We start from the raw sequence: 23,259 nt of genomic DNA on the forward strand, positions 1-23,259 counted from the left end.
TCGTCTGAATAATCGACTTGTAATTATATTAGTTGGTAAATATTTTTATGATATAGATACCACAAATAGTCGCGAATATGCCACCAAATGAATTACAGCTAAAAATAATGAAAGCATTTAGCCATTTTTCTGCTAATAAACTTTGACTGACTTCCATAGAAAATGCAGAAAAAGTAGTAAAACTGCCTAAAAACCCTGTAATGACGATCAACCTAGTACTATCTTGCAAATTTAGTCCTAATAATAATCCAATAACAAAGCACCCTATTATATTGATGGTTAATGTGCCTAAAAAGAAGGAGTGAAACCATCCATTAATCCACACTCCCATTTTCCAACGGAATACCGCACCGAATATCGCACCTAAGCTAATTAACATTATGGTTTTCATTTATTATCCTGAGCTGCTTTAAATTAAAAATAAATAGGGTATTAAGTTCATTATGATCATCGTGGAAATAGATTGTAATAAGCGGGAAGATCCGAAGATAAATCCGCGATTTGTTCCATTATCAAATTTCACTAATAAATTAGCCATTGCGGTTAAAACATAAACTTCAATGACAGTAAATACAATCAAATAAAGATAGGCTGAAACCAGTGATGCATACTTCAAGGTAATAAACCAGGGTAAAATCATGCCCACTGCTAATAATGGCCCAATCCAAAGTAGTTGCTTTTGGGTTAAATTGATATGTTTAGAAAAGGTTGATTGTAACCCTACCGTCATTAAACCATTGATAAATAATGCAACAGGAATCTGCTCAGGTACACTTAGTTTATTATCAAATAGATAAGGGAAAATTACGAAGAAAGACATTGCTACACTAATCGGCAAGAGTAGCATCAAATGGACGAATAAAAACTCTTTTGTAATAATTTCTCGAATTTGTCCCCAACGAAATTTAACTAAGCTATTCACATTTTTCATTTGATAAAATGGTCTTGCCATAAAAGTAAAAAGTACTGCTTCTAATAAAAAACAGCACCAGATAAGCCATTCAATCTGTTCAAATTTAATAAAAGGAATCGTTAATAACGGTGCTGCCATTGATGACATACTAGTGACTTTCAAAAACTTCCCTTGTAAGCGAGTTTTAGCGGAGTATTCATCTCCGGCTAACGCCAATAAACAGGCTCTTGCATTCGTCGCAAATAGACAGCTTCCCAACCCAAAGCAGATCGTTGCTAATAATAGTACGAAATAGTGTGTTGCAGAGAGAAAGAAAATATAGGCAATCACATCAAGTAAGCAACCTAATAACATCATTTTAGCTAAGCCGTAGCGGTCACCTAGTATTCCTGCCACAATAGCTAATGCTTGGCTACAAAAGAATAGCAACGAGAGCGAAAATGCGATTTGTGCATTAGATAAGCCTTTTTGTTGTAGATACACAAAAAAGACGGTTTGCATTGAGAAAAAGGCAAGGGTAGAAATAAACCGCCGCCACAATAATAGGTTTTCTAAAGACATTAAGGATACACCGATATAAACAGAAAACGTTATTATACAACAAGAATAAGTAGGTAGGTTTTACAGAAGAATAAACCCAATCTGATAGACTCCCATTTATAACCGTAGTGCCTGTCAGATTAAGTTTGATCTTCTATACTAGATCGCAAGATTAAAACAATTCTCCACTAACTCATACCGTAATCGAAATATCCTTTCCAAATTGCTTGATGCAGCCCTTAAGTGATAAAAGATAGCATTGAAAGCGAGGATCAATCGACATATCATTCCCATCTTCCCAATTATCTTCTGTTGCATTTTTAGAGTGAATCAAATGAACATCTTTTCTATTTAGTGCAAAATAATCACCGATAGTGTAAATCAACATAGGCATAGTTATTTCCTCTTTTGTTTTAATGTGATTATTGTAATAAGTGAGACGACATTTAGTATGGCTAGGAAATATAAAAAAGGCTTAGATCGAAATAACCTAAACCTCCAGATTTAATTACAAGTTTTTAGAAAAGAATGACTGGAGTAAATCAATCATTTGTGTCTCTCTAACTTCAATATCTTCTTTATTCCAGTCAGATTTCTCATATTTACTAAGTTTTTTAACTTCATAGATCTTAGACAACGCATACTTTTCTTTTTTCTTACCGAAATAACCATTTCCAGCCTGAATATTCAACCTACTTTCAAATGGAATTTTATTACCTAGTCTTTCTAAGTAAGATTCAGCTTCTTTTAAATCCCAACTATTATAATTAGTATCTTGCCATTTCTTAGGAAAAATATGCTCAATATCAAAAGTAGATGAAATCAATTCTTTTTGATCATCTCCTGCAACAAGATAAGAATGCAAAAGAATTAAAGACTTAGTTAACTTGGAGTTGCTAAACAAACGAATATTTTTGAAAACTTCGTCTTTGTTTGGCAATTCTAACATTGAACCTTTCTTACCTCTCCAATAAACAAAAACACAGAACTTGAAAACATCTGTTTTTATTGCATTAACCGTAGGGCTTTCAATGAATTTTGCAAATAAAAATGCCACTAGCTTTTTAAGAAGAGACAAAAATTCTTCATTAAACTCTTTATATTCAGAAAAGAAGAAAACACTAACTACATATTTCCAATAATCATTTGGATAATGATTAAGACATTGTATATATTTTCTACACTCAATAGAGATATAATCGTTATCTTCTTTAACTGGAGTTGGGCTTTGGTTTCTTATTTCAAACCAGAATTTTGCCAACTTAATTAAACTATCTAGATCTACATCTTTTAAGTGTTCTTTTAAATAAAATCTTCTTAAAGCAATTTCTTTTTCTGTATTTTCATTTCTAGCTCTAATAACATGAGAATAATATCTGAAAATATCATCTATGTTTAATCCAGATAATTTACATATTTCTGAAAACTCTTTCCATTTCTCAACAAATTCTTTTCTATTTTCAGAAGTTTTATACATCTTAGCTTTGAAAATATCTGAATCGGATAACGGTAGTCCTCTATCATTTAATGTTGAAAAAATGGTCAATGCAGTATCTTGGCTATCACATTTTATAGGTAATATAATACATTGTTCCAATATTGTTACACATAGGTTCTCCCATTCCATTGGGTGATTTTTTGCGTAATCTTGTGATGTTTTTAGGAAATAAGCATAATTTTGAGTATAGTTATCTAATTTCTTTTCATCAAATAGCCCACTCTCAATAATTTTATGAAATGTCTCATTATCTGCTTCAGTAGCAACATCGGAAAGAATCTTAATATTAGACTTATTATCTACTTCTCGAGAAATTCTTTCAATTTCCCATATACAAGGCTCTAATCTTTGTTTCAGACCAATTACATTTTTATTATTGCTATCCATTTTTTCTAGTTGAGTATAAAAAGCTCTTAATAACAACATAAAAGATGTTATTCTTTGCTGACCATCAATAATTTCTTGATTATCATTATTTTCATAGGAAACAATCGTACCAAGAAAATAACTTTCATGTTTAGCTGCTTCTTCTGTTTTGCTAAAAGACTCAATATCACTCCATAGTGTTTCACACTTTTCAATATCCCAACTATATGGTCTCTGATAGTCTGGAATAATGAATTTTTTTCCTCTTGGTAATTTACTAAAAAGGTTTTCAATACTCTCTTTACTAATATGCAAATCTGTCATTTTACAATCTCCTAAGTTTAATTTAACAAATTTTAGGAATTATAACCGACATATAATCATAAAACATCAAATCTTTCACCAACTTTTGATAGCCATTTAACCGTTCTAAAATATTATCATATCTATCCCAAATCTGTTTTCTATTACCTGAATCAATGCTGTCAGTTAATCCATCAGTGCATAATAAGAGCATATCTCATTCTTGAAGTATAATTTCTTGAAAACATATTGAAAAACAGATTCGCCATTAAATAACGCATCTTGATTACGCCGTTTATTTTTTCCTGCTAGCTGACAAAAACTAATTTTGCAAAATTTTTCCATTTTTCTACCGCTTATTTTTAGTCTGATTCATCTACATTAAGCAACGCATCAATAGCTTTTAATGCCTCAAGTGCGGTCATTTCTAGGCTCAAAAAGTGCATTTTCGGCACACCGCTATTTTGCGTATTGATACGAATGAGACCTCACTTTTTCATTTTTGCTGTGCGTTCAGAAAAATGTCTTACCGTTGGAATGGCTTTGCCTGCTCCTAGCTCAATCACGAGAAGATTTTTTACCTTTTCTAACCACATATCCAACCGCACTTTTTTGGTATTTTGGTAAGTGCTTACATAAGTCCAATCATTAAACATCAGCACATTTTGACGAGCTAAGCCACCACAATTAGGGCAATGTGGCTTTTCGCTAGTTAAACGTAACATTGTATTATCGACTTCAGGGTGAAAATCCTGCGCAGACCAACTCAAATGGTGACAATTTTTAATACATTGCTGACGTTCCAACGTGCCGTGTACTTCATAAACGCAACTTTCTTCAAAACCTGCTTTTTGGAAATGTCCATCTACGTTGCTGGTAAAAACAAAGTAGCCTTGCGGTTTTGTAGCTGCCCAGCGTTTTAAAATTTGATACCCCTCGTGCGGTATAATATTGCGGTATTGCAACAAGCGATGTCCGTAAAACCAATAAGCAAGTTCGGGATTTTGGTCGTACGCAAGCAGTGTGGCAATATCTTCAAAATTGATATTATGCTCACGAAAAGCAGGATAAGCATTCCAAAATCCACCCACACTGCGAAAATCGGGTAAGCCAGAATCAACGCTCATACCTGCACCAGCAGTAATTAAAATACCATCGGATTTTTTAATTAATTCAACAGCGTAATTAAGATCGTTTTTCATCAATTATTTCCTCTGCGAGATTTGATTATCCCAAGCTTCCCCATATAACTAGCTAGAAGCCAATTCTTCTTGTTTGGTTGAATTGGGGCTTAATTTGGCACTCTTCTTGCAAAGCATTTAACCACGTTTTCGTTTCTTCAAATGAGGAAAATTGATGACGACGAGCTACTGCTGCAAAATCCCCAGGTGTCAGTAAATTCAAGCATTCGATAAAATGCAGATCTCTTTCGCTTAACTTTCCTAAGCCTAATTTTTCAGCCTGATTTTGTGCAAAATCTTGGCGTTGTTTCGGGGTAAGGTAATCGAATTTCAGTTTGAGATCAAAGCGACGCAATGCTGCAGGATCGAGTAAATCTATCAAATTAGTAGAAACGATCAACAAGCCATCGAATCTTTCAATTTGCGTTAACATTTCATTCACTTGAGAACGCTCCCAGCTGCGCTGTGCCCCATCTCGCGAAAACAAAAAGCTATCAACTTCGTCAAAAACTAATACACAATTATCTGATTTAGCTTGCTCAAATGCCTGTGCAATTTTTTTCTCCGTACCTCCCACATAAGGATCAAGTAAATCAGATCCCTGTTTAAGCAATAGCGGCATATCAAGTTGCTCTGCAAGCCACATTGCCCAAGCAGTTTTACCTGTTCCAGCAGGACCGTAGCAACAAATTCGACCTTTTTTATTGCGTTTTAATCCTTCACTGATGTGGTGAATGTTCCCTTGACAAGAAACCCAATCCAAATCATACGATACTTTATTTTCAGCAAGCGGTTGAATTTTCACTTTTCTTTGCGATTGCAAAGTTTGATTAAATAGATTAAGCAGAATATCTGCAAAATTTTTATCTACAAAATTTACCTGATTTGCTACCTTAATTGCCCTTTCTAAAATCGCAGGTGTTAATGACCGCTCTTGAGCAAAATGTTGCACATAGGCTTCTGATAGCTTATCTCCAACCAAAGAGCGGATCAATTCAGCTTTGTTTTTGATAGGCAATTCAGGCATTTCTAGAATAAAATCAAATCGGCGTAGAAATGCCTCATCAATACCATATACAGAATTGGAAAGCCAAATAATCGGTACGGCATTATTTTCCAACAACTGGTTTAACCATGCTTTGTTTTTCTGAGCTATAGAACGATCAAAGAATGAATTGGCAAATACATCTTCAATCTCATCAAAAATCAACAAATTACATTGGCTTCGTTCCAAAAGTGTTTGCGACAATCGACAATGATTGAGGCGATTTTCAGCGCGAATAACATCACCATCATCGTCCATATAAGCAATATTATAAGCTGTTAAATTGAGCGAGTTTGCCAACACATTCGCCAGTTCAGTTTTACCCGTACCAGGTCTGCCATAAATCAGAAAATTGACACCTTTTTGCTGTTTTTCAACTGCTCGTTGAAGATAATGCTGCATCACACTGAGATTTTCATCAAGGTAGTAAAAGTGAGCCAAAGAGAGCTTAGGTTGATCACTTAGAATCACACTGTTTTTTAATAATTTTTCTTCACTTATAGGGGAAAGGAGAAAATCTTCGGGATCTAAAATCTCGCCCCATTCTATAAATTCATCAATATCACTAGGGTTATAAGCACGATTTAACAATCCATACTGAAAGAGTTTGCTACTCTTTTTTAGGCTAGAACGCACACTTTCTCTCGGTAAGTTAAGCAATTCCGCTAAAATATCTGTCGATTGAGCCAAATTTTTTTGTGAAAAATAATTAAAAACGTCTTCAAAACCACTTTCAATTTTGAGATGTAATGAAAAACGTAATACTTCAACTTCAGGAGCATTTAATGATAGAATTTGAGCCAATTTTGCTAAATTTTCTTCCGTTTGTAGCCAATCTTTATCAGAAAATACGGTCGTTTTTTTCAATTTTTTATAACGTGGTAGCAATAACTGCTTAACTAATTCAGGTAAATTTTCTTCTCGCTCTAACTTACTCGGTAAGCCTAATGCACTCGCAACCTCATTGCTTTTCCAACGGGATTCTTGAAAAATTGCTTCTAGCCCTCTATGTTCAAACAACACTTTCAACATCATTTTTTCAGCATAAAGCGATACTGTTGGTGCGGTTAGTTTATACATTTGCTCATTTTCTACTCTTTCCATTTTATTACCCTCCATAAAAAATACCTTTCATCTTTTGATGAAAGGTATTTTAGAGATTAAAGCGACAAATTATGTCGCCATATATTCGATTACATTAACTCTTTATGAAATTCAGTAAAGAAATTTTGGTAGTTATGTATATTTTCAATAACTTTGGCAACATTAATAATTCCATCACCAAGCCAATTTTCCTGCTCAACAACAGCAAAAGTCATATAAGCTCCTGAACCAAATCGTTCAGGCTTTTTAATCCCTATTAATCCTGATTTTCTAGCCTTATTCACAATAGCCCTATAAAGCTCATTTCTAACATCTGCCCTTGACTCTTCCATATTGGAATCAGTTTCAACTTTAAAACATAATCTATTTTTATACTGTTCTAACTGCATATAAATACTGCAATGATACTTCCAATCTAACCAAGAAAAGCAGCACCACCAAAATCCACCATTAGGATTATTGGCAAACCCCCAATTAATATCATCTAATTTCAGGCTTTTCTCAATGAGCATATAAAAACCTTCCCAATCATTTCCTTTCCATTCTCTAATATTCTTTTCTATAAACTTATTGTATCTATTGTTTATATCAGATAAATTAATAAAGAAGTCGTTAAAAATATCATTTTTGATTGACGAGTATTTATTAATAATTGAGAGAATTTTAGGACGATCAAAAACCACATATTCTTCATTTATTACATGATTAAGACTAGATAAGCTCTCATTGCCTGTTTTTAAGTAAATAAGCACAGGTTCTAATAAGTTTCTCTCTTTGCAATGTTTTTCTGCATTAACTTTATATCGATATAACTGTTTATCGTGTTGCCTTGTATAAGTTTTATCTTCAATAACAACAAAGTATTTATTATTAATTGTTACAATAATATCAATATTTTTCCATTGTCGTTTCGCATCTACATTTTTTATTGTTTCATTAAAAGACGAATATTTAGTTTTAATCATCTCCATAATAAATTCTCTAGCACATTGATTTAATAAATGCTCTTCATATTTTTCATCAGCAAATGATATTAGCCATGTAAAAAATGCATCTTGGCTAAGTTCTTTGGTTGCTATGCTAAAAAGATTTGGTGTATTCATCATATACTCCCTAAGATAATTATAAACTCATATGAATTCCATCAAATTATAGTCAATTAATATCAAAGTTAAATTAGATAAGTTTGATTGCATTGAACACGGATTAATGTTTTGTCATTAATTAACTATAGTATCGTATTAAATAACTTCCCGACTAACTTCTTCCAAATCATCTCCAAACTTCGCAATCCACCAATTTAGCATTTCACTTTCGACTACTGTAGCTTTCACAAGATAGGTTTCGCCTTCATCAATAATACTTTGATCGGCAGACAAAGGTGTTTCTGTTAAATGAAACCCTGAAGGTTTAGCAATGCGGAAAGTAAAACGGATCTTTTTACCATCACCAAAGCCAAAATGTTGTTCGGCAAGGTAGTGTTTCAGATTGAAATCAGGACGCTTAAAGACAAAAGTGGTGGCTTTGGCACTGATAAAACGATGTAAAGCAAGATGCCTGATTTTATCGTCCACATATTGCACGACCAGATACTGTGCTGCTCCTTGTTGTACGAGGGCAAGTGATTTAACTTCAGCGTAATGTTCCACACCAGATTGATTGCGATAATGTACTTCAAGCAAGCAATTATTATAAAGTGCGATACTAATTTCCCTAAAAATAGAGTGCTCAATTTGAGCAGGCAAAAGCGGCTGGCTGGTTGGAGCAATGGCAACTTTATCTAGCCATTCAGCCCCTGATTTTTTGTGGCTATCATAAACAAGATTATATTCTGCTTGTTGAAAAAAGCCGTCCATTGAACTCATAATACTGACAGGTAAAATACCTTTGAGATATTGTTTTGCCAACATCAGAACAAGCGACTGTTGCTCATTTAAAATGGGTAAATCTAGCCCCTTAGTGTTCGGTTTCCAACGATAACCATAGGGGCGATCTCGCATATCACATTCAATATCAAATTGTTCACAAAGTTTTTGCATTTGTCGTTGGATAGATCTTAAATCTCGTTGAATACCAAGATCTTTTAACTTTTGCAAAATTTCATCCGAAGTAATAAATCGAGTTTTCGGTATGAAGCGTAATATCTCAAGTTGTAATTGAAGTCCGGTAAAATTCTTCATTATTTTTTACTCATTGAATTTATAATCTAAATGCAACATTTCAAAATGTGTTCGCAAGGAATTTAAATACTACTTGTTACCTTACAAATATTTACAATCATCTTAGCTTATTTGAGGGTGAAAGAATAATGATTTTACTCAGCCCAGACGAAATTAATCAGTCAAATACTTATATATGCATCAGCCTCATTAATGTTAATAAAGTATGGAAAAGCAAAGCCAATCTGGCAATTCCCCATTTAGAATTATTCGCCTTATCTCGTCTTTTTTGTATTAAGAAATGGCGTGATAATGTGAATTTTTTGCAAACAAAATAAGGAAATATATCGCTTGTTCGCTAGTTATCCAGGACTCAACGCATTGATCGGATTTAACCTTGTTGCATTTTGGACTGGCATATAGCCGAATATAATCGCAATTACAGACTTTTTTAGCTCAACATATTGCGGAGTTTCCGTTAGATAGTTTGTGAATTATTTAGTTGAATAAAATAGAGATATCCCACACCGTTCAAAAGAAGTAGTGAATCGAAACCTAAAATGAATTTTTCATATTGATTTCGTAATAGAATCAAATTTACCTACTATTTTAAATGGTGTTTCCTAATGAAAACTGCAGTAAGCGAAAAGTTTTGTTGGTTAAGTTAAAATACGGAAATAAAAAAGCACTTGTTGTTAGCAAGTGCTTTCAAATTCAAGATAGCTTATTTAGCTAAACATTCACTAAATTGATCAGCCAGATATTGTAAAAATTGTGGGTAGGCATCTTTTCCTAATTCAACTTTTGCACCAAGCGGATCTAATTGCCCTACTTTTGCCGATGTACCTTTACTCAAACTTTCAATCACTTTCGGCGTAAATTGTGGTTCTGCAAATAAGCAAACCGCTTTATTCTTGGCGATATTTTTCTTAATAGCGTTTAGCGTTTTGGCTCCTGGTGCAATGGTTGGATTGATAGTAAATGAACCTAAAGAATTTAAACCGTAGGTTTTCTCAAAATAACCATAAGCATCGTGGAAAGTGTAGTAACCTTTTTCTTTCACATTCTCAAATTGTTTCGCAATTTCTGCACTTTTTGTATTTAATGCTACTTTAAAATTCGCTAAGTTTTCTTCAATTTTAGCTTTTTGTTCAGGCATTTGTTGGCTCAAACGCATTGCAATCTGTTCTGCAATTTTTTCACTTGCTACTGGTGAGAGCCAAATATGCCAGTCTTCATCGTGATCATGGTCGTGTCCATTATGCTTATGTTCATGTTTGTGATCATGCTTATGCTCATGTTTATGTTCGTGCTTATGATCGTGGTCGTGATGTTCTTCTTTCTCTTCTTTAGTGTGTTCTACGATATGTTTGATTTCTTCAACATCTTCAAGCGTAAGCACTTTTTCTTTCGCTAAGTTATCCACGCTTTTCTCTAAGAAAGATTCCATTTCTTCACCAACCCACACCACTAAATTCGCAGATTGTAATTTTTCAACATCTGATGGTTTCAAGCTGTAATCGTGTGGTGAAGCACTGGTTGGTAATAGCACTTGAGTGTTAGTTACGCCATCTGTAATGGCACTTGCGATAAAACCTAGCGGTTTTACTGTGGTAAGGACGTCAGCATTTGCAATCGTTGTGGCACCTAATAAAGCTAGGCTAAGCGTTGTTTTCTTAAACATTTTATTGTCTCCCGTATGTTCATTGATTCTTTAGATCTTAGCAGAATTCCATAATATTTCTATAATTTTTTTATGGTTATTTAAGCGGTAAATTTTTACGGTAATCTTACCGCTTACACACAAAAGACAAAATAGTGTATAACCACAAATATAGTATGTGCATGATATTAGTCTAAATTTATTACTAAAGTGATAAGCCAATACACTATGAGTTATAAAAGTACATCTTTTTGTGATATTTCTCACACATTTGAAAAATCATAGATGACAAATTTTTATACAGGTGTTAGTTTACATAGCTGAGAAACATTCTCAATAAAAGATTGTTTTCTTCCATTTATAAACTGAAGGATTACTTATGTTTTCAACCTTATCACCCAACCAAGTTTGGATTATTATTGATCCAGTCGTTGCCTTTTATTTTCCCATAGTGCATTAACTCTCCCCATTAATAAGCATTTGATTTTTGCTTATCTCTATCTGTTTTTTTAATTAAGCAATAGCCTTCTTGGCTTATTTTTGCTTTTTGACCATTTTTATTTTTTGAGGATCCCACTATGGAAAACTTTAAACATTTACCAGAACCATTTCGTATTCGTGTTATTGAACCTGTAAAACGTACAACTCGTGCATATCGTGATGAGGCTATTTTAAAGGCGGGAATGAACCCTTTTTTATTGGATAGCAAAGACATTTTCATTGATTTACTAACTGATAGTGGTACAGGTGCAGTCACGCAAGATATGCAAGCAGCAATGTTACGCGGAGATGAAGCTTACAGCGGTAGTCGTAGTTATTATGCTCTTGCTAATGCAGTTAAAGAAATTTTTGGCTATGAATATACAATACCAACTCACCAAGGGCGCGGTGCAGAACAAATCTACATTCCTGTTTTAATTAAAAAACGTGAACAAGAAAAAGGCTTAGATCGTAGCAAAATGGTGGTTTTTTCTAACTATTTCTTTGATACCACACAAGGGCATAGCCAAATCAATGGTGCAACTGTGCGTAATACCTACATCAAAGAAGCTTTTGACACTGGCGTGGATCATGATTTCAAAGGTAACTTTGATTTAGAGAAATTAGAGCAAGGCATCCTAGAAGTAGGTGCAAATAACGTTCCTTATATTGTATGTACGATTACTTGTAACTCTGCTGGTGGTCAGCCTGTATCATTAGCAAACATGAAAGCGATGTATGAAATTGCTCGTAAGTATGACATTCCTGTCATTATGGATTCAGCTCGTTTTGCAGAAAATGCTTATTTCATTCAGCAACGTGAAGCAGAATATAAAGATTGGACAATTGAGCAAATCACTTACGAAAGCTACAAATATGCCGATGCACTAGCAATGTCAGCCAAAAAAGATGCTATGGTGCCAATGGGCGGATTATTGTGCTTTAAAGATAGTACTATGGAAGATGTGTATAACGAATGTCGTACCATTTGTGTGGTACAAGAAGGCTTCCCAACCTATGGTGGATTAGAAGGCGGTGCAATGGAGCGCTTAGCGGTTGGTTTACGCGATGGTATGCGCCAAGATTGGCTAGCTTATCGTATCAACCAAATTGAATATCTTGTTAAAGGTTTAGAAAATATCGGGGTTGTGTGCCAACAGCCTGGCGGACACGCAGCTTTCGTTGATGCTGGTAAATTATTACCACATATCCCAGCAGATCAATTCCCTGCTCAAGCGCTTGCTTGTGAGCTATATAAGGTTGCAGGGATCAGAGCCGTTGAGATTGGTTCATTCTTACTTGGTCGTGATCCAAAGACAGGCAAACAATTACCTTGCCCTGCGGAGCTATTACGTTTAACAATTCCTCGTGCGACTTATACACAAACTCATATGGACTTTATTATTGAGGCCTTTAAAAAAGTGAAGGAAAATGCTCAAAATATCAAAGGATTAACCTTTACTTATGAGCCAAAAGTATTACGTCACTTCACCGCTCGTTTAAAAGAAGTTTAATAAACATTAGCCACCCTTAAAATAATATGGGTGGCTTTTTTTTACTTTATTACAAGGAAATTTACTATGAAAAAAAGTCCCTCTATCTTTGGTGGTGCTTGTATCATCGCGAGTGTATGCGTAGGAGCAGGTATGCTTGGTTTACCAACATCCGGTGCTGGCGCTTGGACTATTTGGTCAACGTTGATCATCTGTTTAACAATGGTTGTTATGACCTTATCTGGCTGGTTACTGCTTGAAGCTTATAAACATTTTGATTTACGAGCCTCATTCAATACCGTAACTAAAAGTTTGTTAGGCAACACAGTCAATGTTATTAATAACTTGTCCGTTTATTTCGTTGGTGGCATCCTGCTTTATGCTTATACCACAGCATCTGGAGGTATCTTAAGTGAGCTAATGGGGAATTTTATGGTGTTAGATTCTCGCATTTGGTCAATTATTTTTGTGCTGTTTTTTTCATTTTTTGTATGGCATTCCACTCGCATTGTAGATAGAGTTTCGGTAATCCTAATTATTTTTATGGCATTGTCATTTATCTTTAGTGTGTTTGGGCTAACCGCCAATATTGATATTGGTACACTGTTTGACACTCAAGCAGTAGATGCCGACTATGCAATGTATGCAATGGGGCTTTTACCTGTCGCATTAACCTCTTTTGGTTACCATCACTCTGTTGCAACAATGCGTGCTTACTATGGTGAAGAGCGTAAAGCAAAACTCGCTATTCTTGGTGGCACAATGATTGCACTAAGTCTATATTTACTTTGGGTATGGTCTATTTTTGGCAACTTACCTCGTAATCAATTTGCACCAGTTATTGCCAGTGATGGTAACTTAGATGTGCTATTGCAAGCGTTAGGCAACGTGATTGAATCTAGTACTGTAAAACAAGCGATCAATGCTTTCTCTATTGCGGCGATACTTTCTTCCTTTATTGGTGTTGGACTGGGGGTATTTGACTTCCTGGCAGACTTATTCAAATTCGATGACAGTAAATTAGGCCGCACAAAATCTTGGGCTGTCACATTCTTACCACCGCTTATTTTATCGGTCTTATTTCCGCTAGGTTTTTTAAAAGCTATTGGTTATGCGGGAGCAGTGGCTACCATTTGGGCTTGTGCTATCCCAGCCTTGCTTGCTGGAAAATCTCGCACCTTAGCAAAAGGTAAATCTGGCTTCATTGTTGGAGGTGGTTCTGTAACCATTTTATTGGTAATTATATTTGGTATTGTGACCGCTTTATTTCATTTCCTCGCAATGTTTAATATGCTACCGACATTTAAGGGCTAGCCTGCTTGTGTAGTTATATTAACAAGGTTTAGAATGCACGCTCTTCCAAATTTTAGATTTGTTCAATAAAAGAAACCGACAATATAGCGTTTCAAATCTTCTCTTCTGTCGCCCTAAAAAGTCAAAATTTTAGGGCGAAGATGATATACAGGAACAACATAATGAAATATAAAAATTTGCGTGAATTTTTGTCCGTACTTGAGCAAAAAGGCGAGTTAAAGCGCATTACTCAAGAAATTGACCCTTATTTAGAAATGACGGAAATTGCCGATCGCACCCTGCGTAAAGGCGGTCCAGCACTACTGTTTGAAAATCCGAAAGGGTTTAATATGCCAGTGCTATGCAATTTATTTGGTACAGCGGATCGTGTTGCAATGGGAATGGGGCAAGAAAGCACACTTGCTTTGCGAGAGCTAGGTAAATTATTAGCCTTTTTGAAAGAACCTGAGCCACCAAAAGGATTTAAAGATTTAATCGGGCAAATTCCACAATGGAAACAAGTACTTAATATGCCAAGTAAAGTATTAAGTAAAGCTGATTGCCAACAGATCGTGTTATCGGGAGAGGATGTTGATCTCTACAAACTGCCGATTATGCACTGCTGGAAAGGCGATGTTGCTCCTCTAGTCACTTGGGGGCTAACGATTACTCAAGGGCCTTATAAAAAACGCCTTAATTTAGGTATTTACCGCCAACAGTTAATTGCGAAGAATAAATTGATTATGCGTTGGCTTTCTCATCGTGGTGGAGCATTAGATTTTCAAGAATGGAAAGAGGCTAATCCTGATAAACCGTTCCCTGTGTCTGTGGCATTAGGGACAGATCCTGCAACTATTTTGGCAGCAGTTACGCCTATTCCAGATACTCTTTCCGAATACGCATTTGCAGGGCTATTGCGTGGACATAAAACCGAAGTTGTGAAATCCATCAGCAATGATTTGGAAGTGCCAGCCAGTGCGGAAATTGTGTTGGAAGGTTATATCGACTTACAAGAAACCGCTTTAGAAGGCCCTTATGGTGATCATACAGGTTACTATAATGAACAAGAGTATTTCCCTGTATTTACGGTAACCCATATCACAATGCGACGTGATGCTATCTATCATTCTACCTACACAGGTCGTCCACCTGATGAACCAGCGGTACTGGGTGAAGCATTAAATGAAGTCTTTATTCCTATTTTGCAAAAACAGTTCCCAGAAATTGTGGATTTCTATTTACCGCCTGAAGGGTGTTCATATCGTTTAGCGGTAGTAACGATTAAAAAGCAATATGCAGGACACGCTAAACGCGTAATGATGGGGGTTTGGTCCTTCTTACGTCAGTTTATGTACACCAAATTTGTGATTGTCTGCGATGATGATGTGAATGCTCGAGATTGGAAAGATGTCATTTGGGCAATTACTACTCGCTGCGACCCTGCTCGTGATACAACGCTTATCGAAAATACCCCGATTGATTACCTAGATTTTGCCTCCCCTATCGCAGGGCTAGGCTCAAAAATGGGGATAGATGCGACAAACAAATGGCCAGGAGAAACCCAACGAGAATGGGGTACCCCAATTGAAAAAGATCCGAATGTGGTTAAACGTATTGATGAAATTTGGAATGAATTAGGCATTTAAATGTGTAAATAAGAAGGTAAAGGCAAGATGATATTATTGTATTTTAGATCATTGACAAGTGCTGATAATCGTTTTATTCGATGAAATCGTAAATTGCCATAAGATAATTATTAAAGGCACTGTTAAGTAAATCGATGATAGGCAATAGAACTTGCTCAAACGAAGGTTCAAATAGTTTGGTTGTCATTGTGTTTTGATAGAAGAATGAGTAAAATCCACACTTTTGTCCATGACACTATATGGAATTTAAGCACCAACGTTCAGGTTGGTGCTATCAATTTTCGTTGAACTTACAGGGATTATCCTTGCTCGTTCTCTTCCAATACCACCCAACCACTGTCTAGCCAGTCGCATAGGCTATCGAGTAATAATTCAAGTTGATCTTGATTTTCCACTTTTGATGCAAGTTTATTCCACGAAATTGCATCACCGTTAGCAATACGGATCAGTAAATTTGCTTCAGCGTCATTTAATTCGTCAATCCATTCACCATTAACATAAACACGCAATGGGTTTTCGGTATAAAGAATTTTTACATTTGCATCTTGTTGAATAAACCCACCTGCTTCCAATACTTCTTGCACTTCATCAGGATAAAATTCATTATCTTCGGTTAGTTGTTCATAACGGCGTGAGCTTACCGCAGTGGCTACGCTATGAGTAAATAATGCATCGAATTGTGTTGAGTTTGCTAATAAATCAATGAGTTGTGCTTTTAATGTTGCAACCATTTTTGGATCGAGTAACGCATTCGGTTGGACGTTTGGCGATAAGCGGAATGGCATCGCGAATTGTGAGCTTGGTAAGGTTTCTGCTTGATGCTCAATCGTTTTACAGAGATTTTCGATTAAATCGGTTGCATTTGGATAGCGTAATCCAAATGAGAAAGTTAAACAGTCGTCTTGTGCAACGCCGTAGTGAGATAAACGAGATGGTACATATAGCACATCGCCAGGTGCCAAAATCTCATCAAAAATGAGTTCGCCCATATCATCAAAGATACGAATGGGTTGGTTAGGTTTAAATTCAGTACTTGGATCACACCATTTACCTAATTGCCATCGACGGTGTCCGTAGCCTTGCACTAAAAACACATCATATTCATCGTAATGTCTGCCAACTGAGCCACCCTCTGGGGCATAGGAGACCATAATATCATCACGTTGCCATTGCGGAATGTAGTTGAATGCCTGCCATAATGCCCCTAATTCTGGCGACCATTGTTCTAGATTTTGAACAAGAACAGACCATTGTTCTGGTAAATTATCAAAATCTTCTGCAGAGAGTGGACTGCGTTTAAGCGACCACTTTTCACCTTCTGCTTTTTGTTGTGTTTGAATTAAGCGAGAAGTTACCTCTTCTTCTTGGGCTAGTTCAATAATATCTTGTGGTTCGAATAATCCAACAATTTGTGGTAATCCATTACGGATAAGAAGCGGTTTTTTTTGCCAATAGTTTTGCAAAAAGTCTTCTGGGCTGATGTTTTCAGGTAAGCAGAATGGGATATTCATTTTAAACTCCTAGGCTTTATTTTTGCTTGTTAGTGTATCGTATTTTGGCGCTAAGGTTCAATTTTCATAAATTTGATGTGAAAAAAATGTTACATATATTTTGTTTTTGCTGATATTGTGTGATAATTCGCCGATTTTTTATAACTAAGGAGAATGTCTAATGCAAGACAATTTGCAGAAAAAGAGCGCCATTCAACGCTTTCTAGGTGGTGTAGAGTGGCTTGGTAACTTATTACCACATCCGATTATTTTATTTATGATGATGTGTGTCATATTGGTTGTGGTGTCTGCCATTTTATCTTCAATGGGAGTGAGTGTGCCAGATCCTCGTCCAAATGCTAGCGGTACGATTGCAGTGAAAAACTTACTAAGTGCCGAAGGTGTTGGTTATATGGTAAGTAGCTTGGTGAAAAACTTCACAGGATTTGCACCTTTAGGTACGGTATTAGTGGCAATGCTTGGTGTTGGTATTGCAGAAGCATCCGGGCTAATTTCTGCTGGATTACGTGGTTTAGTGATCGGTGCACCGAAAAAATTAGTTACCTTTACCGTTGTGTTTGCTGGGGTAATTTCTAATACTGCCGCAGAATTAGGCTATGTGGTACTCATTCCATTAGCTGCAATGATTTTCCACGCTTTGGGTCGTCACCCATTGGCTGGTCTTGCTGCAGCTTTCGCTGGGGTTTCTGGTGGTTATAGTGCTAACTTGCTTTTAGGGACGGTAGATCCATTGCTCTCTGGTATTACTCAAGAAGCTGCGAAATTGGTAGATCCAAATTATGTCGTGGGCCCTGAAGCGAACTGGTATTTTATGTTCATCAGTACTTTCTTGGTTTCATTCCTAGGTTATTTTGTTACAGAAAAAATTGTAGAACCACAATTGGGCAAATACGATCCTGCAAGTGCAGCGGATGCTGAAATCTTGAAAAATAAAGTGGAAAAATTAACGCCATTAGAGAAAAAAGGCTTAGTTTGGGCAGGTATTACCGCTCTTATTTTCTCGTTATTGTTAGCTTGGTCTATTGTGCCTGAAGACGGTATTTTGCGTAATCCGAAAACAGGGTTAGTTGCAGGTTCGCCATTCTTACACGGTATTGTTGTCTTTATCTTTATTTTCTTCGGTATTCCAGGCTATGTATATGGTCGAGTTACTGGCTCCATGAAAAATAATAATGATGTTGTTAAAGCAATGTCATCAAGTATGAGTTCAATGGGAATGTACATTGTACTTGTTTTCTTTGCTGCACAATTTGTTGCTTTCTTTGGTTGGACAAACTTAGGATCGATTGTGGCGGTAGAAGGTGCTAATTTACTGACTAAACTTGGTTTAACGGGACCATCGCTATTTATCGGCTTTATTTTAGTATGTGCCTTTATTAACTTGATGATTTCATCAGCATCTGCACAATGGGCATTAACTGCACCTATTTTCGTACCAATGTTAATGTTAGTCGGTTATGCACCAGAAGTGATTCAAACGGCATATCGTATCGGCGATTCAACAACCAACATCATTACACCAATGATGAGCTATTTTGGCTTAATTATGGCTGTGGCGGTTCGTTATAAGAAAGATACAGGTGTCGGAACACTAATGGCAATGATGATTCCTTATTCGTTCATCTTTATTGTTGGTTGGACAATGTTGTTCTATATTTGGGTCTTTGTCTTTGGTTTACCTGTTGGTCCAGGTTCACACACTTATTATCCAGCACCCTAAATTTAACTAAAGAGATAGAGCAAGGCACTGACCTTGCTCTATTTTTATTTTCTCATCAATATCTCTCTTATTTTTTCCCAAACAGTCTCGCCATAATCAAATGTTAGTTGTTGCATAATCTGTTGTTCTTTGATCTTTTCAGATAAACTTTTCGTATTAGCAACCACGTACTCTTGATAAATACTTGCTTGTAGCTCGAAATGCACGCCAGATAATAAATAATGCCCCTTGCCTAATGTGCCATAAATAATCGCAGGGCGTTGTTGCGAATAATAGCCAAGAACTTGATGAGTGGAATCCGATGGCGCTACAAATGTTGCTCCACCGTGATAATAGAATGGCTTACTTTGTTGATTTGCCAAGGTGATTTCAACCATTGCTTTAGATGTTACACTTTCATCATAGTAATGCTGTTGGGTTAAATCAGGCAAAGAGCCGATAGCCACGCCATTAAATAACGACAGCTCCCTATCACCGAATACCTTATAATCTTGCCCAATAAATTCTAGTTGCTTACAGGCATAATATGCACCTGCACAAATACCAATATATAATCCCCCTTTCTCAATAAACGCCCGAATTAACTGATTACCAACACCATTTAATTTGGCACAATAAGGCAGATCTGCTCCCCCAGGTATAATGAATGCAGCAGCATCTTCCAATCCTTGCTGAATTAGTTGTTCAGCCTTAATCAAATGAGCCGAATACCCCAATTTCTGTGGTATAGCAAGTTGTAGCGATTTCACTCCAACCTCACTAGTGCCTTCATCAGAGTAAATATAGACTGGTTTTACCACAATGACTCCTATTTTGTTTTACTTCATGAAATGCTTTTCAGTATAATCCGCTTGTGTTATTCACCCAAGGAGAACCTATGTTCACAGCACAATTAACCCAAACTAAAAGATGGTTAGAAGCTAACCGTGCTTTTGCTTTTATTCTGAAAACCGTAATTGGTGCAAATTTAATTGCTATTTTTGCTCAAATTTCAGTGCCGATGTATCCCGTACCAATTACGGGACAGACTCTCGCATTAACCGTTGTCGGTTTTGCATTAGGACGAAAAGCGGCAGTATCAGCAGTGTTACTTTACTTGTTTGAAGGTGCAATTGGCTTACCTGTTTTTGCGAATGCTTCCTCTGGCTTCCAAACCTTATTAGGGGCTACAGGTGGTTATTTGATTGGTTTCGTGCCAACAGCTTATGTACTTGGATACTTTAGCGACAAAGGTGTATTAAGCTCATTCTGGAAAAGTGTTGCCGTTGCCTTACTTGCAACAGTAATTACCTTTGTATTTGGACTAGCACAATTATCGTTCTTTGTACCTGCGGATAAAGTATTAGCCTTTGGTTTATATCCGTTCATCATTGGTGGTGTAATTAAAGCTGTGCTTGCGAGCTTGTTAGTCATTCCATCCTATAAATTCTTCTCAAAATTGTAGATGTTTGATTTTAAATCAACTTATTTTAGACCTTGCAACTTGCAAGGTTTTTTCTTAATAAATTTTGCAAAAAATTCCCACGTTCTCACCGCTTACCGCTATAATAGCCAACATTTTTAACTGAATTTATCAATAGGAATCACAATGTCAGCAAAATTTAATGTGAAAACCTTCCAAGGTATGATTCTTGCCTTACAAGATTACTGGGCAAGTCAAGGGGCAACCGTTGTACAACCTTTCGATATGGAAGTAGGGGCGGGAACGTCTCACCCAATGACTTGCTTGCGTGCATTAGGGCCAGAGCCAATGGCGTTTGCTTATGTGCAACCTTCACGCCGTCCAACCGATGGTCGCTATGGTGAAAACCCAAACCGCTTACAGCATTATTATCAATTCCAAGTGGTGATTAAACCTTCTCCAGATAATATTCAAGAACTCTATTTAGATAGCCTAAAAATGCTAGGTTTCGACCCAACTCAAAATGACATTCGTTTTGTAGAAGATAACTGGGAAAACCCAACGTTAGGGGCGTGGGGCTTAGGTTGGGAAGTGTGGCTTAACGGCATGGAAGTGACCCAGTTTACTTATTTCCAACAAGTTGGCGGTTTAGAATGTAAACCTGTAACGGGCGAAATTACCTATGGTTTAGAGCGTTTGGCAATGTACATTCAAGGTGTCGATAGTGTGTATGATCTTGTTTGGTCGGATGGTCCATTGGGTATCACCACTTATGGCGATGTATTCCACCAAAACGAAGTCGAGCAGTCCACTTATAACTTTGAATATGCTGATGTTGATTTCTTATTCAAATGTTTTGAGCAGTATGAAAAAGAAGCGCAATACTTATTGGATTTAGAAAAACCGCTACCATTGCCAGCGTATGAACGTATTTTAAAAGCTGCACATAGCTTTAACTTATTAGACGCTCGCAAAGCAATTTCTGTAACCGAACGCCAACGTTATATTTTACGCATTCGAGCATTAACTAAAGGCGTGGCGGAAGCTTATTATGCAAGTCGTGAGGCCTTAGGGTTCCCAGGATGTAAGAAGTAGTAATTATTCAAGCATATAGCCCTTAGAGACTTCCCCATCAACCCTAATCAATGTTATTACGGTTGTTGGGGAAATTATTTGGGCTAGATGTTAGTTACTTTTAGAGAAGTTACAAATGGTGCGTTGTGATTGGGTTGGAGATAGTCAAATTTATATTGATTATCACGATCACGAATGGGGAAAACCTGAATTTAATAGTCAGAAGTTGTTTGAAAAGATCTGCTTAGAAGGCCAACAAGCAGGGCTTTCTTGGATTACAGTGTTGAAAAAGCGAGAACATTATCGATCTGCATTTTATCAATTCGATCCCCAAAAGATCGCTCAAATGAGTGAGAATGATCTTAATCGTTTAATGGAAAACCAAGGCTTAATCCGCCACCGAGCAAAATTAGCAGCAATTATTCGTAATTCAAAGGCTTATCTTGCAATGCAAGCGGAAGGCGAAGATTTTAGCCAATTTATTTGGTCATTTGTTAATGGCAAACCACAAGTCAATAATATCACTGATTTAAGTGATGTACCTGCTAAAACAGACATTTCTAAAGCAATGTCTAAAGCCTTGAAGAAAAAAGGATTTGTTTTTGTTGGGGAAACGACTTGCTATGCTTTTATGCAATCAATGGGATTAGTTGATGACCATCTAAACCACTGTTTTTGTAAAACGAAATTGTAAAAAAATGCACAAAACTAACCGCTTCTCTATTTTATTTGCACATAATCAGGAATTTATTCCTAATCAATTTTTTAATAGTGAAAAATGGCAAGAAAATAATATCTCTCATTTCTCTGAACGCCTTTTAAATAAATGGAAAAGTCGTAAAATGGCCGATTTTCTATTATATAAGGCATTTCAAAAACATAATCTTGATTTAACATTATTAAATAACATTCAGAAAACCGATAGTGGTCGCCCATATATTCCTAATAGTGAAGTAGATTTTAATATTTCTCATTCAGGGGAATGGGTTGCGATTATTCTATCGGATCATAGGATAAAGCGAGTAGTTGGGATTGATATTGAACACCCACAAAAAACACGCCGTTATAATGAATTATTGAAATACTATGCCAGTGAGCAAGAGATTACTGAAATTCAGGATACGCAAATTTTGCCGCAAATCCAACCGCTTATTTCTCGTTTTTATTTGAGTTGGTGCCTGCGAGAAGCTATCTTAAAATCACAAGGCGTAGGAATTATTAAACTTTCTGAAGTGCAGCATTCATTAAGTAAGCAAAGGATTACATCAGCTTATTGTCCGAAAGGTCAGCTATGCTTTTATGATCAGTTACCTTTTTATCTCGCTTATTTCTTTGAGCAACCTGAATTTATGCTATCATTACCGCCTATTTATCAATGGGAAAATGGGCAACTTCATTTAATTGAAAATTTAAACCCTATTATCTATCAAGTTAATCATTCGCTATGCCAAAAATAAATTTTGAAGGACAACACTCTCATTTTGGAAAATTAGTTTCAGAAGGATTTCAATGGTTATTAAATATTTCATTATTAGCTGCTGGTCTTATTCTATCTTATGCTTTATTTTCTGAAGCTTATTCGTTAATCGATTTATTATTACACCATAGTGAGAAATTCCAAGTTGTTGAGAAGATTGTTATCTTCTTTCTCTATTTTGAATTTCTTGCGCTAATAGTTCAATATTTTAAATATAATTACCATTTTCCATTACGCTATTTTTTATATATCGGCATTACCGCAATGGTCAGGTTAATTATTGTTGATCATTCTAATGCAATGCACACATTATTATTTGCACTTGCGATATTAGTGATGGTCATCGCATTATATTTTGTACATTCTGATCGCTTACGTAAAAGTTAAGGAA

The 23,259-nt window shown here is 36.1% G+C and carries 20 protein-coding genes and 2 pseudogenes; 10 read left to right on the forward strand and 12 right to left on the reverse strand.

Annotated features, from left to right (window positions below):
- Window positions 1-28: 28 nt before the first annotated feature.
- From A1D26_RS01590 to znuA, 10 genes and pseudogenes are all read right to left on the reverse strand, one after another.
- Window positions 29-391 (reverse strand): fluoride efflux transporter FluC, encoded by a 363-nt coding sequence (locus A1D26_RS01590; RefSeq protein ID WP_157402361.1) that lies wholly within the window; start codon window positions 389-391, stop codon window positions 29-31.
- 18 nt (window positions 392-409) lie between these two features.
- A complete protein-coding gene (locus A1D26_RS01595; protein ID WP_157402362.1) occupies window positions 410-1,474 on the reverse strand; it encodes an MFS transporter in 1,065 nt (354 codons plus the stop codon).
- Between the two features lie 172 nt (window positions 1,475-1,646).
- Window positions 1,647-1,847 (reverse strand): hypothetical protein, encoded by a 201-nt coding sequence (locus A1D26_RS01600; protein WP_157402363.1) that lies wholly within the window; start codon window positions 1,845-1,847, stop codon window positions 1,647-1,649.
- Between the two features lie 114 nt (window positions 1,848-1,961).
- A complete protein-coding gene (locus tag A1D26_RS01605; RefSeq protein ID WP_157402364.1) occupies window positions 1,962-3,641 on the reverse strand; it encodes a DUF262 domain-containing protein in 1,680 nt (559 codons plus the stop codon).
- Window positions 3,642-3,856: 215 nt separating this feature from the next.
- Window positions 3,857-3,965: pseudogene (locus A1D26_RS09735) on the reverse strand (PP2C family protein-serine/threonine phosphatase); the annotation flags it as partial.
- Window positions 3,966-3,982: 17 nt separating this feature from the next.
- Window positions 3,983-4,822, reverse strand: a pseudogene (locus A1D26_RS01610) (SIR2 family NAD-dependent protein deacylase).
- 52 nt (window positions 4,823-4,874) lie between these two features.
- The gene (locus tag A1D26_RS01615) at window positions 4,875-6,950 is read right to left on the reverse strand and encodes an AAA family ATPase (RefSeq protein WP_232516782.1); all 2,076 of its coding nucleotides are present in this window, start codon (window positions 6,948-6,950) and stop codon (window positions 4,875-4,877) included.
- Window positions 6,951-7,039: 89 nt separating this feature from the next.
- Complete coding sequence (locus tag A1D26_RS01620) at window positions 7,040-8,056, reverse strand: PD-(D/E)XK nuclease family protein (RefSeq protein ID WP_198303028.1); 1,017 nt, start codon at window positions 8,054-8,056, stop codon at window positions 7,040-7,042.
- 135 nt (window positions 8,057-8,191) lie between these two features.
- The gene (locus A1D26_RS01625) at window positions 8,192-9,133 is read right to left on the reverse strand and encodes a helix-turn-helix transcriptional regulator (RefSeq protein WP_394370206.1); all 942 of its coding nucleotides are present in this window, start codon (window positions 9,131-9,133) and stop codon (window positions 8,192-8,194) included.
- A gap of 700 nt (window positions 9,134-9,833) precedes the next feature.
- Window positions 9,834-10,793 (reverse strand): zinc ABC transporter substrate-binding protein ZnuA, encoded by a 960-nt coding sequence (gene znuA / locus A1D26_RS01630; RefSeq protein ID WP_157402366.1) that lies wholly within the window; start codon window positions 10,791-10,793, stop codon window positions 9,834-9,836.
- 358 nt (window positions 10,794-11,151) lie between these two features.
- Here znuA and tnaC point away from each other — a divergent pair, with 358 nt between their 5' ends.
- From tnaC to ubiD, 4 genes are all read left to right on the forward strand, one after another.
- Entirely contained in the window at window positions 11,152-11,232 is an 81-nt protein-coding gene (gene tnaC, locus A1D26_RS09740; RefSeq protein WP_157402432.1) for a tryptophanase leader peptide, read from the forward strand.
- A gap of 118 nt (window positions 11,233-11,350) precedes the next feature.
- Window positions 11,351-12,766, forward strand: coding sequence for a tryptophanase (tnaA, locus tag A1D26_RS01640; protein WP_157402367.1), 1,416 nt, complete (start codon window positions 11,351-11,353; stop codon window positions 12,764-12,766).
- A 66-nt stretch (window positions 12,767-12,832) separates the two neighbouring features.
- The gene (locus tag A1D26_RS01645; RefSeq protein ID WP_157402368.1) at window positions 12,833-14,059 is read left to right on the forward strand and encodes an aromatic amino acid transporter; all 1,227 of its coding nucleotides are present in this window, start codon (window positions 12,833-12,835) and stop codon (window positions 14,057-14,059) included.
- A gap of 161 nt (window positions 14,060-14,220) precedes the next feature.
- The gene (gene ubiD / locus A1D26_RS01650) at window positions 14,221-15,684 is read left to right on the forward strand and encodes a 4-hydroxy-3-polyprenylbenzoate decarboxylase (RefSeq protein ID WP_157402369.1); all 1,464 of its coding nucleotides are present in this window, start codon (window positions 14,221-14,223) and stop codon (window positions 15,682-15,684) included.
- Window positions 15,685-15,983: 299 nt separating this feature from the next.
- Here ubiD and A1D26_RS01655 read toward each other — a convergent pair whose 3' ends face one another.
- Window positions 15,984-17,195, reverse strand: coding sequence for a ribosomal protein uL16 3-hydroxylase (locus tag A1D26_RS01655; RefSeq protein WP_157402370.1), 1,212 nt, complete (start codon window positions 17,193-17,195; stop codon window positions 15,984-15,986).
- Window positions 17,196-17,355: 160 nt separating this feature from the next.
- On the opposite strand from A1D26_RS01655, the gene A1D26_RS01660 reads away from it, so the two are divergent.
- The gene (locus tag A1D26_RS01660; protein ID WP_157402371.1) at window positions 17,356-18,915 is read left to right on the forward strand and encodes an AbgT family transporter; all 1,560 of its coding nucleotides are present in this window, start codon (window positions 17,356-17,358) and stop codon (window positions 18,913-18,915) included.
- A gap of 44 nt (window positions 18,916-18,959) precedes the next feature.
- Here the strand turns inward: A1D26_RS01660 and A1D26_RS01665 are convergent, their stop codons facing one another.
- The gene (locus tag A1D26_RS01665) at window positions 18,960-19,715 is read right to left on the reverse strand and encodes a BPL-N domain-containing protein (protein ID WP_157402372.1); all 756 of its coding nucleotides are present in this window, start codon (window positions 19,713-19,715) and stop codon (window positions 18,960-18,962) included.
- 77 nt (window positions 19,716-19,792) lie between these two features.
- On the opposite strand from A1D26_RS01665, the gene A1D26_RS01670 reads away from it, so the two are divergent.
- From A1D26_RS01670 to psiE, 5 genes are all read left to right on the forward strand, one after another.
- Window positions 19,793-20,359, forward strand: coding sequence for a biotin transporter BioY (locus tag A1D26_RS01670; RefSeq protein ID WP_157402373.1), 567 nt, complete (start codon window positions 19,793-19,795; stop codon window positions 20,357-20,359).
- Between the two features lie 144 nt (window positions 20,360-20,503).
- The gene (gene glyQ / locus A1D26_RS01675) at window positions 20,504-21,412 is read left to right on the forward strand and encodes a glycine--tRNA ligase subunit alpha (protein ID WP_157402374.1); all 909 of its coding nucleotides are present in this window, start codon (window positions 20,504-20,506) and stop codon (window positions 21,410-21,412) included.
- 115 nt (window positions 21,413-21,527) lie between these two features.
- Complete coding sequence (locus tag A1D26_RS01680; protein ID WP_157402375.1) at window positions 21,528-22,085, forward strand: DNA-3-methyladenine glycosylase I; 558 nt, start codon at window positions 21,528-21,530, stop codon at window positions 22,083-22,085.
- A 4-nt stretch (window positions 22,086-22,089) separates the two neighbouring features.
- The gene (locus tag A1D26_RS01685) at window positions 22,090-22,848 is read left to right on the forward strand and encodes a 4'-phosphopantetheinyl transferase family protein (RefSeq protein ID WP_157402376.1); all 759 of its coding nucleotides are present in this window, start codon (window positions 22,090-22,092) and stop codon (window positions 22,846-22,848) included.
- Window positions 22,836-23,255 (forward strand): phosphate-starvation-inducible protein PsiE, encoded by a 420-nt coding sequence (gene psiE, locus A1D26_RS01690; protein WP_157402377.1) that lies wholly within the window; start codon window positions 22,836-22,838, stop codon window positions 23,253-23,255. Before A1D26_RS01685 ends, psiE begins: the two co-directional genes overlap by 13 nt.
- The last annotated feature ends 4 nt before the right edge of the window (window positions 23,256-23,259 follow it).

The sequence above is a fragment of the Ursidibacter maritimus genome (assembly GCF_009761395.1).
Lineage (GTDB): Bacteria > Pseudomonadota > Gammaproteobacteria > Enterobacterales > Pasteurellaceae > Ursidibacter > Ursidibacter maritimus.

What these genes read in the sequence shown, in the direction of transcription:
- A1D26_RS01590 (WP_157402361.1), bottom strand. Translation starts at nt 391, where the DNA reads ATGAAAACCATAATGTTAATTAGCTTAGGTGCGATATTCGGTGCGGTA.
- A1D26_RS01595 (WP_157402362.1), bottom strand. Translation starts at nt 1,474, where the DNA reads ATGTCTTTAGAAAACCTATTATTGTGGCGGCGGTTTATTTCTACCCTT.
- A1D26_RS01600 (WP_157402363.1), bottom strand. Translation starts at nt 1,847, where the DNA reads ATGCCTATGTTGATTTACACTATCGGTGATTATTTTGCACTAAATAGA.
- A1D26_RS01605 (WP_157402364.1), bottom strand. Translation starts at nt 3,641, where the DNA reads ATGACAGATTTGCATATTAGTAAAGAGAGTATTGAAAACCTTTTTAGT.
- A1D26_RS01615 (WP_232516782.1), bottom strand. Translation starts at nt 6,950, where the DNA reads ATGGAAAGAGTAGAAAATGAGCAAATGTATAAACTAACCGCACCAACA.
- A1D26_RS01620 (WP_198303028.1), bottom strand. Translation starts at nt 8,056, where the DNA reads ATGATGAATACACCAAATCTTTTTAGCATAGCAACCAAAGAACTTAGC.
- znuA (WP_157402366.1), bottom strand. Translation starts at nt 10,793, where the DNA reads ATGTTTAAGAAAACAACGCTTAGCCTAGCTTTATTAGGTGCCACAACG.
- tnaC (WP_157402432.1), top strand. Translation starts at nt 11,152, where the DNA reads ATGTTTTCAACCTTATCACCCAACCAAGTTTGGATTATTATTGATCCA.
- tnaA (WP_157402367.1), top strand. Translation starts at nt 11,351, where the DNA reads ATGGAAAACTTTAAACATTTACCAGAACCATTTCGTATTCGTGTTATT.
- A1D26_RS01645 (WP_157402368.1), top strand. Translation starts at nt 12,833, where the DNA reads ATGAAAAAAAGTCCCTCTATCTTTGGTGGTGCTTGTATCATCGCGAGT.
- ubiD (WP_157402369.1), top strand. Translation starts at nt 14,221, where the DNA reads ATGAAATATAAAAATTTGCGTGAATTTTTGTCCGTACTTGAGCAAAAA.
- A1D26_RS01655 (WP_157402370.1), bottom strand. Translation starts at nt 17,195, where the DNA reads ATGAATATCCCATTCTGCTTACCTGAAAACATCAGCCCAGAAGACTTT.
- A1D26_RS01660 (WP_157402371.1), top strand. Translation starts at nt 17,356, where the DNA reads ATGCAAGACAATTTGCAGAAAAAGAGCGCCATTCAACGCTTTCTAGGT.
- A1D26_RS01670 (WP_157402373.1), top strand. Translation starts at nt 19,793, where the DNA reads ATGTTCACAGCACAATTAACCCAAACTAAAAGATGGTTAGAAGCTAAC.
- glyQ (WP_157402374.1), top strand. Translation starts at nt 20,504, where the DNA reads ATGTCAGCAAAATTTAATGTGAAAACCTTCCAAGGTATGATTCTTGCC.
- A1D26_RS01680 (WP_157402375.1), top strand. Translation starts at nt 21,528, where the DNA reads ATGGTGCGTTGTGATTGGGTTGGAGATAGTCAAATTTATATTGATTAT.
- A1D26_RS01685 (WP_157402376.1), top strand. Translation starts at nt 22,090, where the DNA reads ATGCACAAAACTAACCGCTTCTCTATTTTATTTGCACATAATCAGGAA.
- psiE (WP_157402377.1), top strand. Translation starts at nt 22,836, where the DNA reads ATGCCAAAAATAAATTTTGAAGGACAACACTCTCATTTTGGAAAATTA.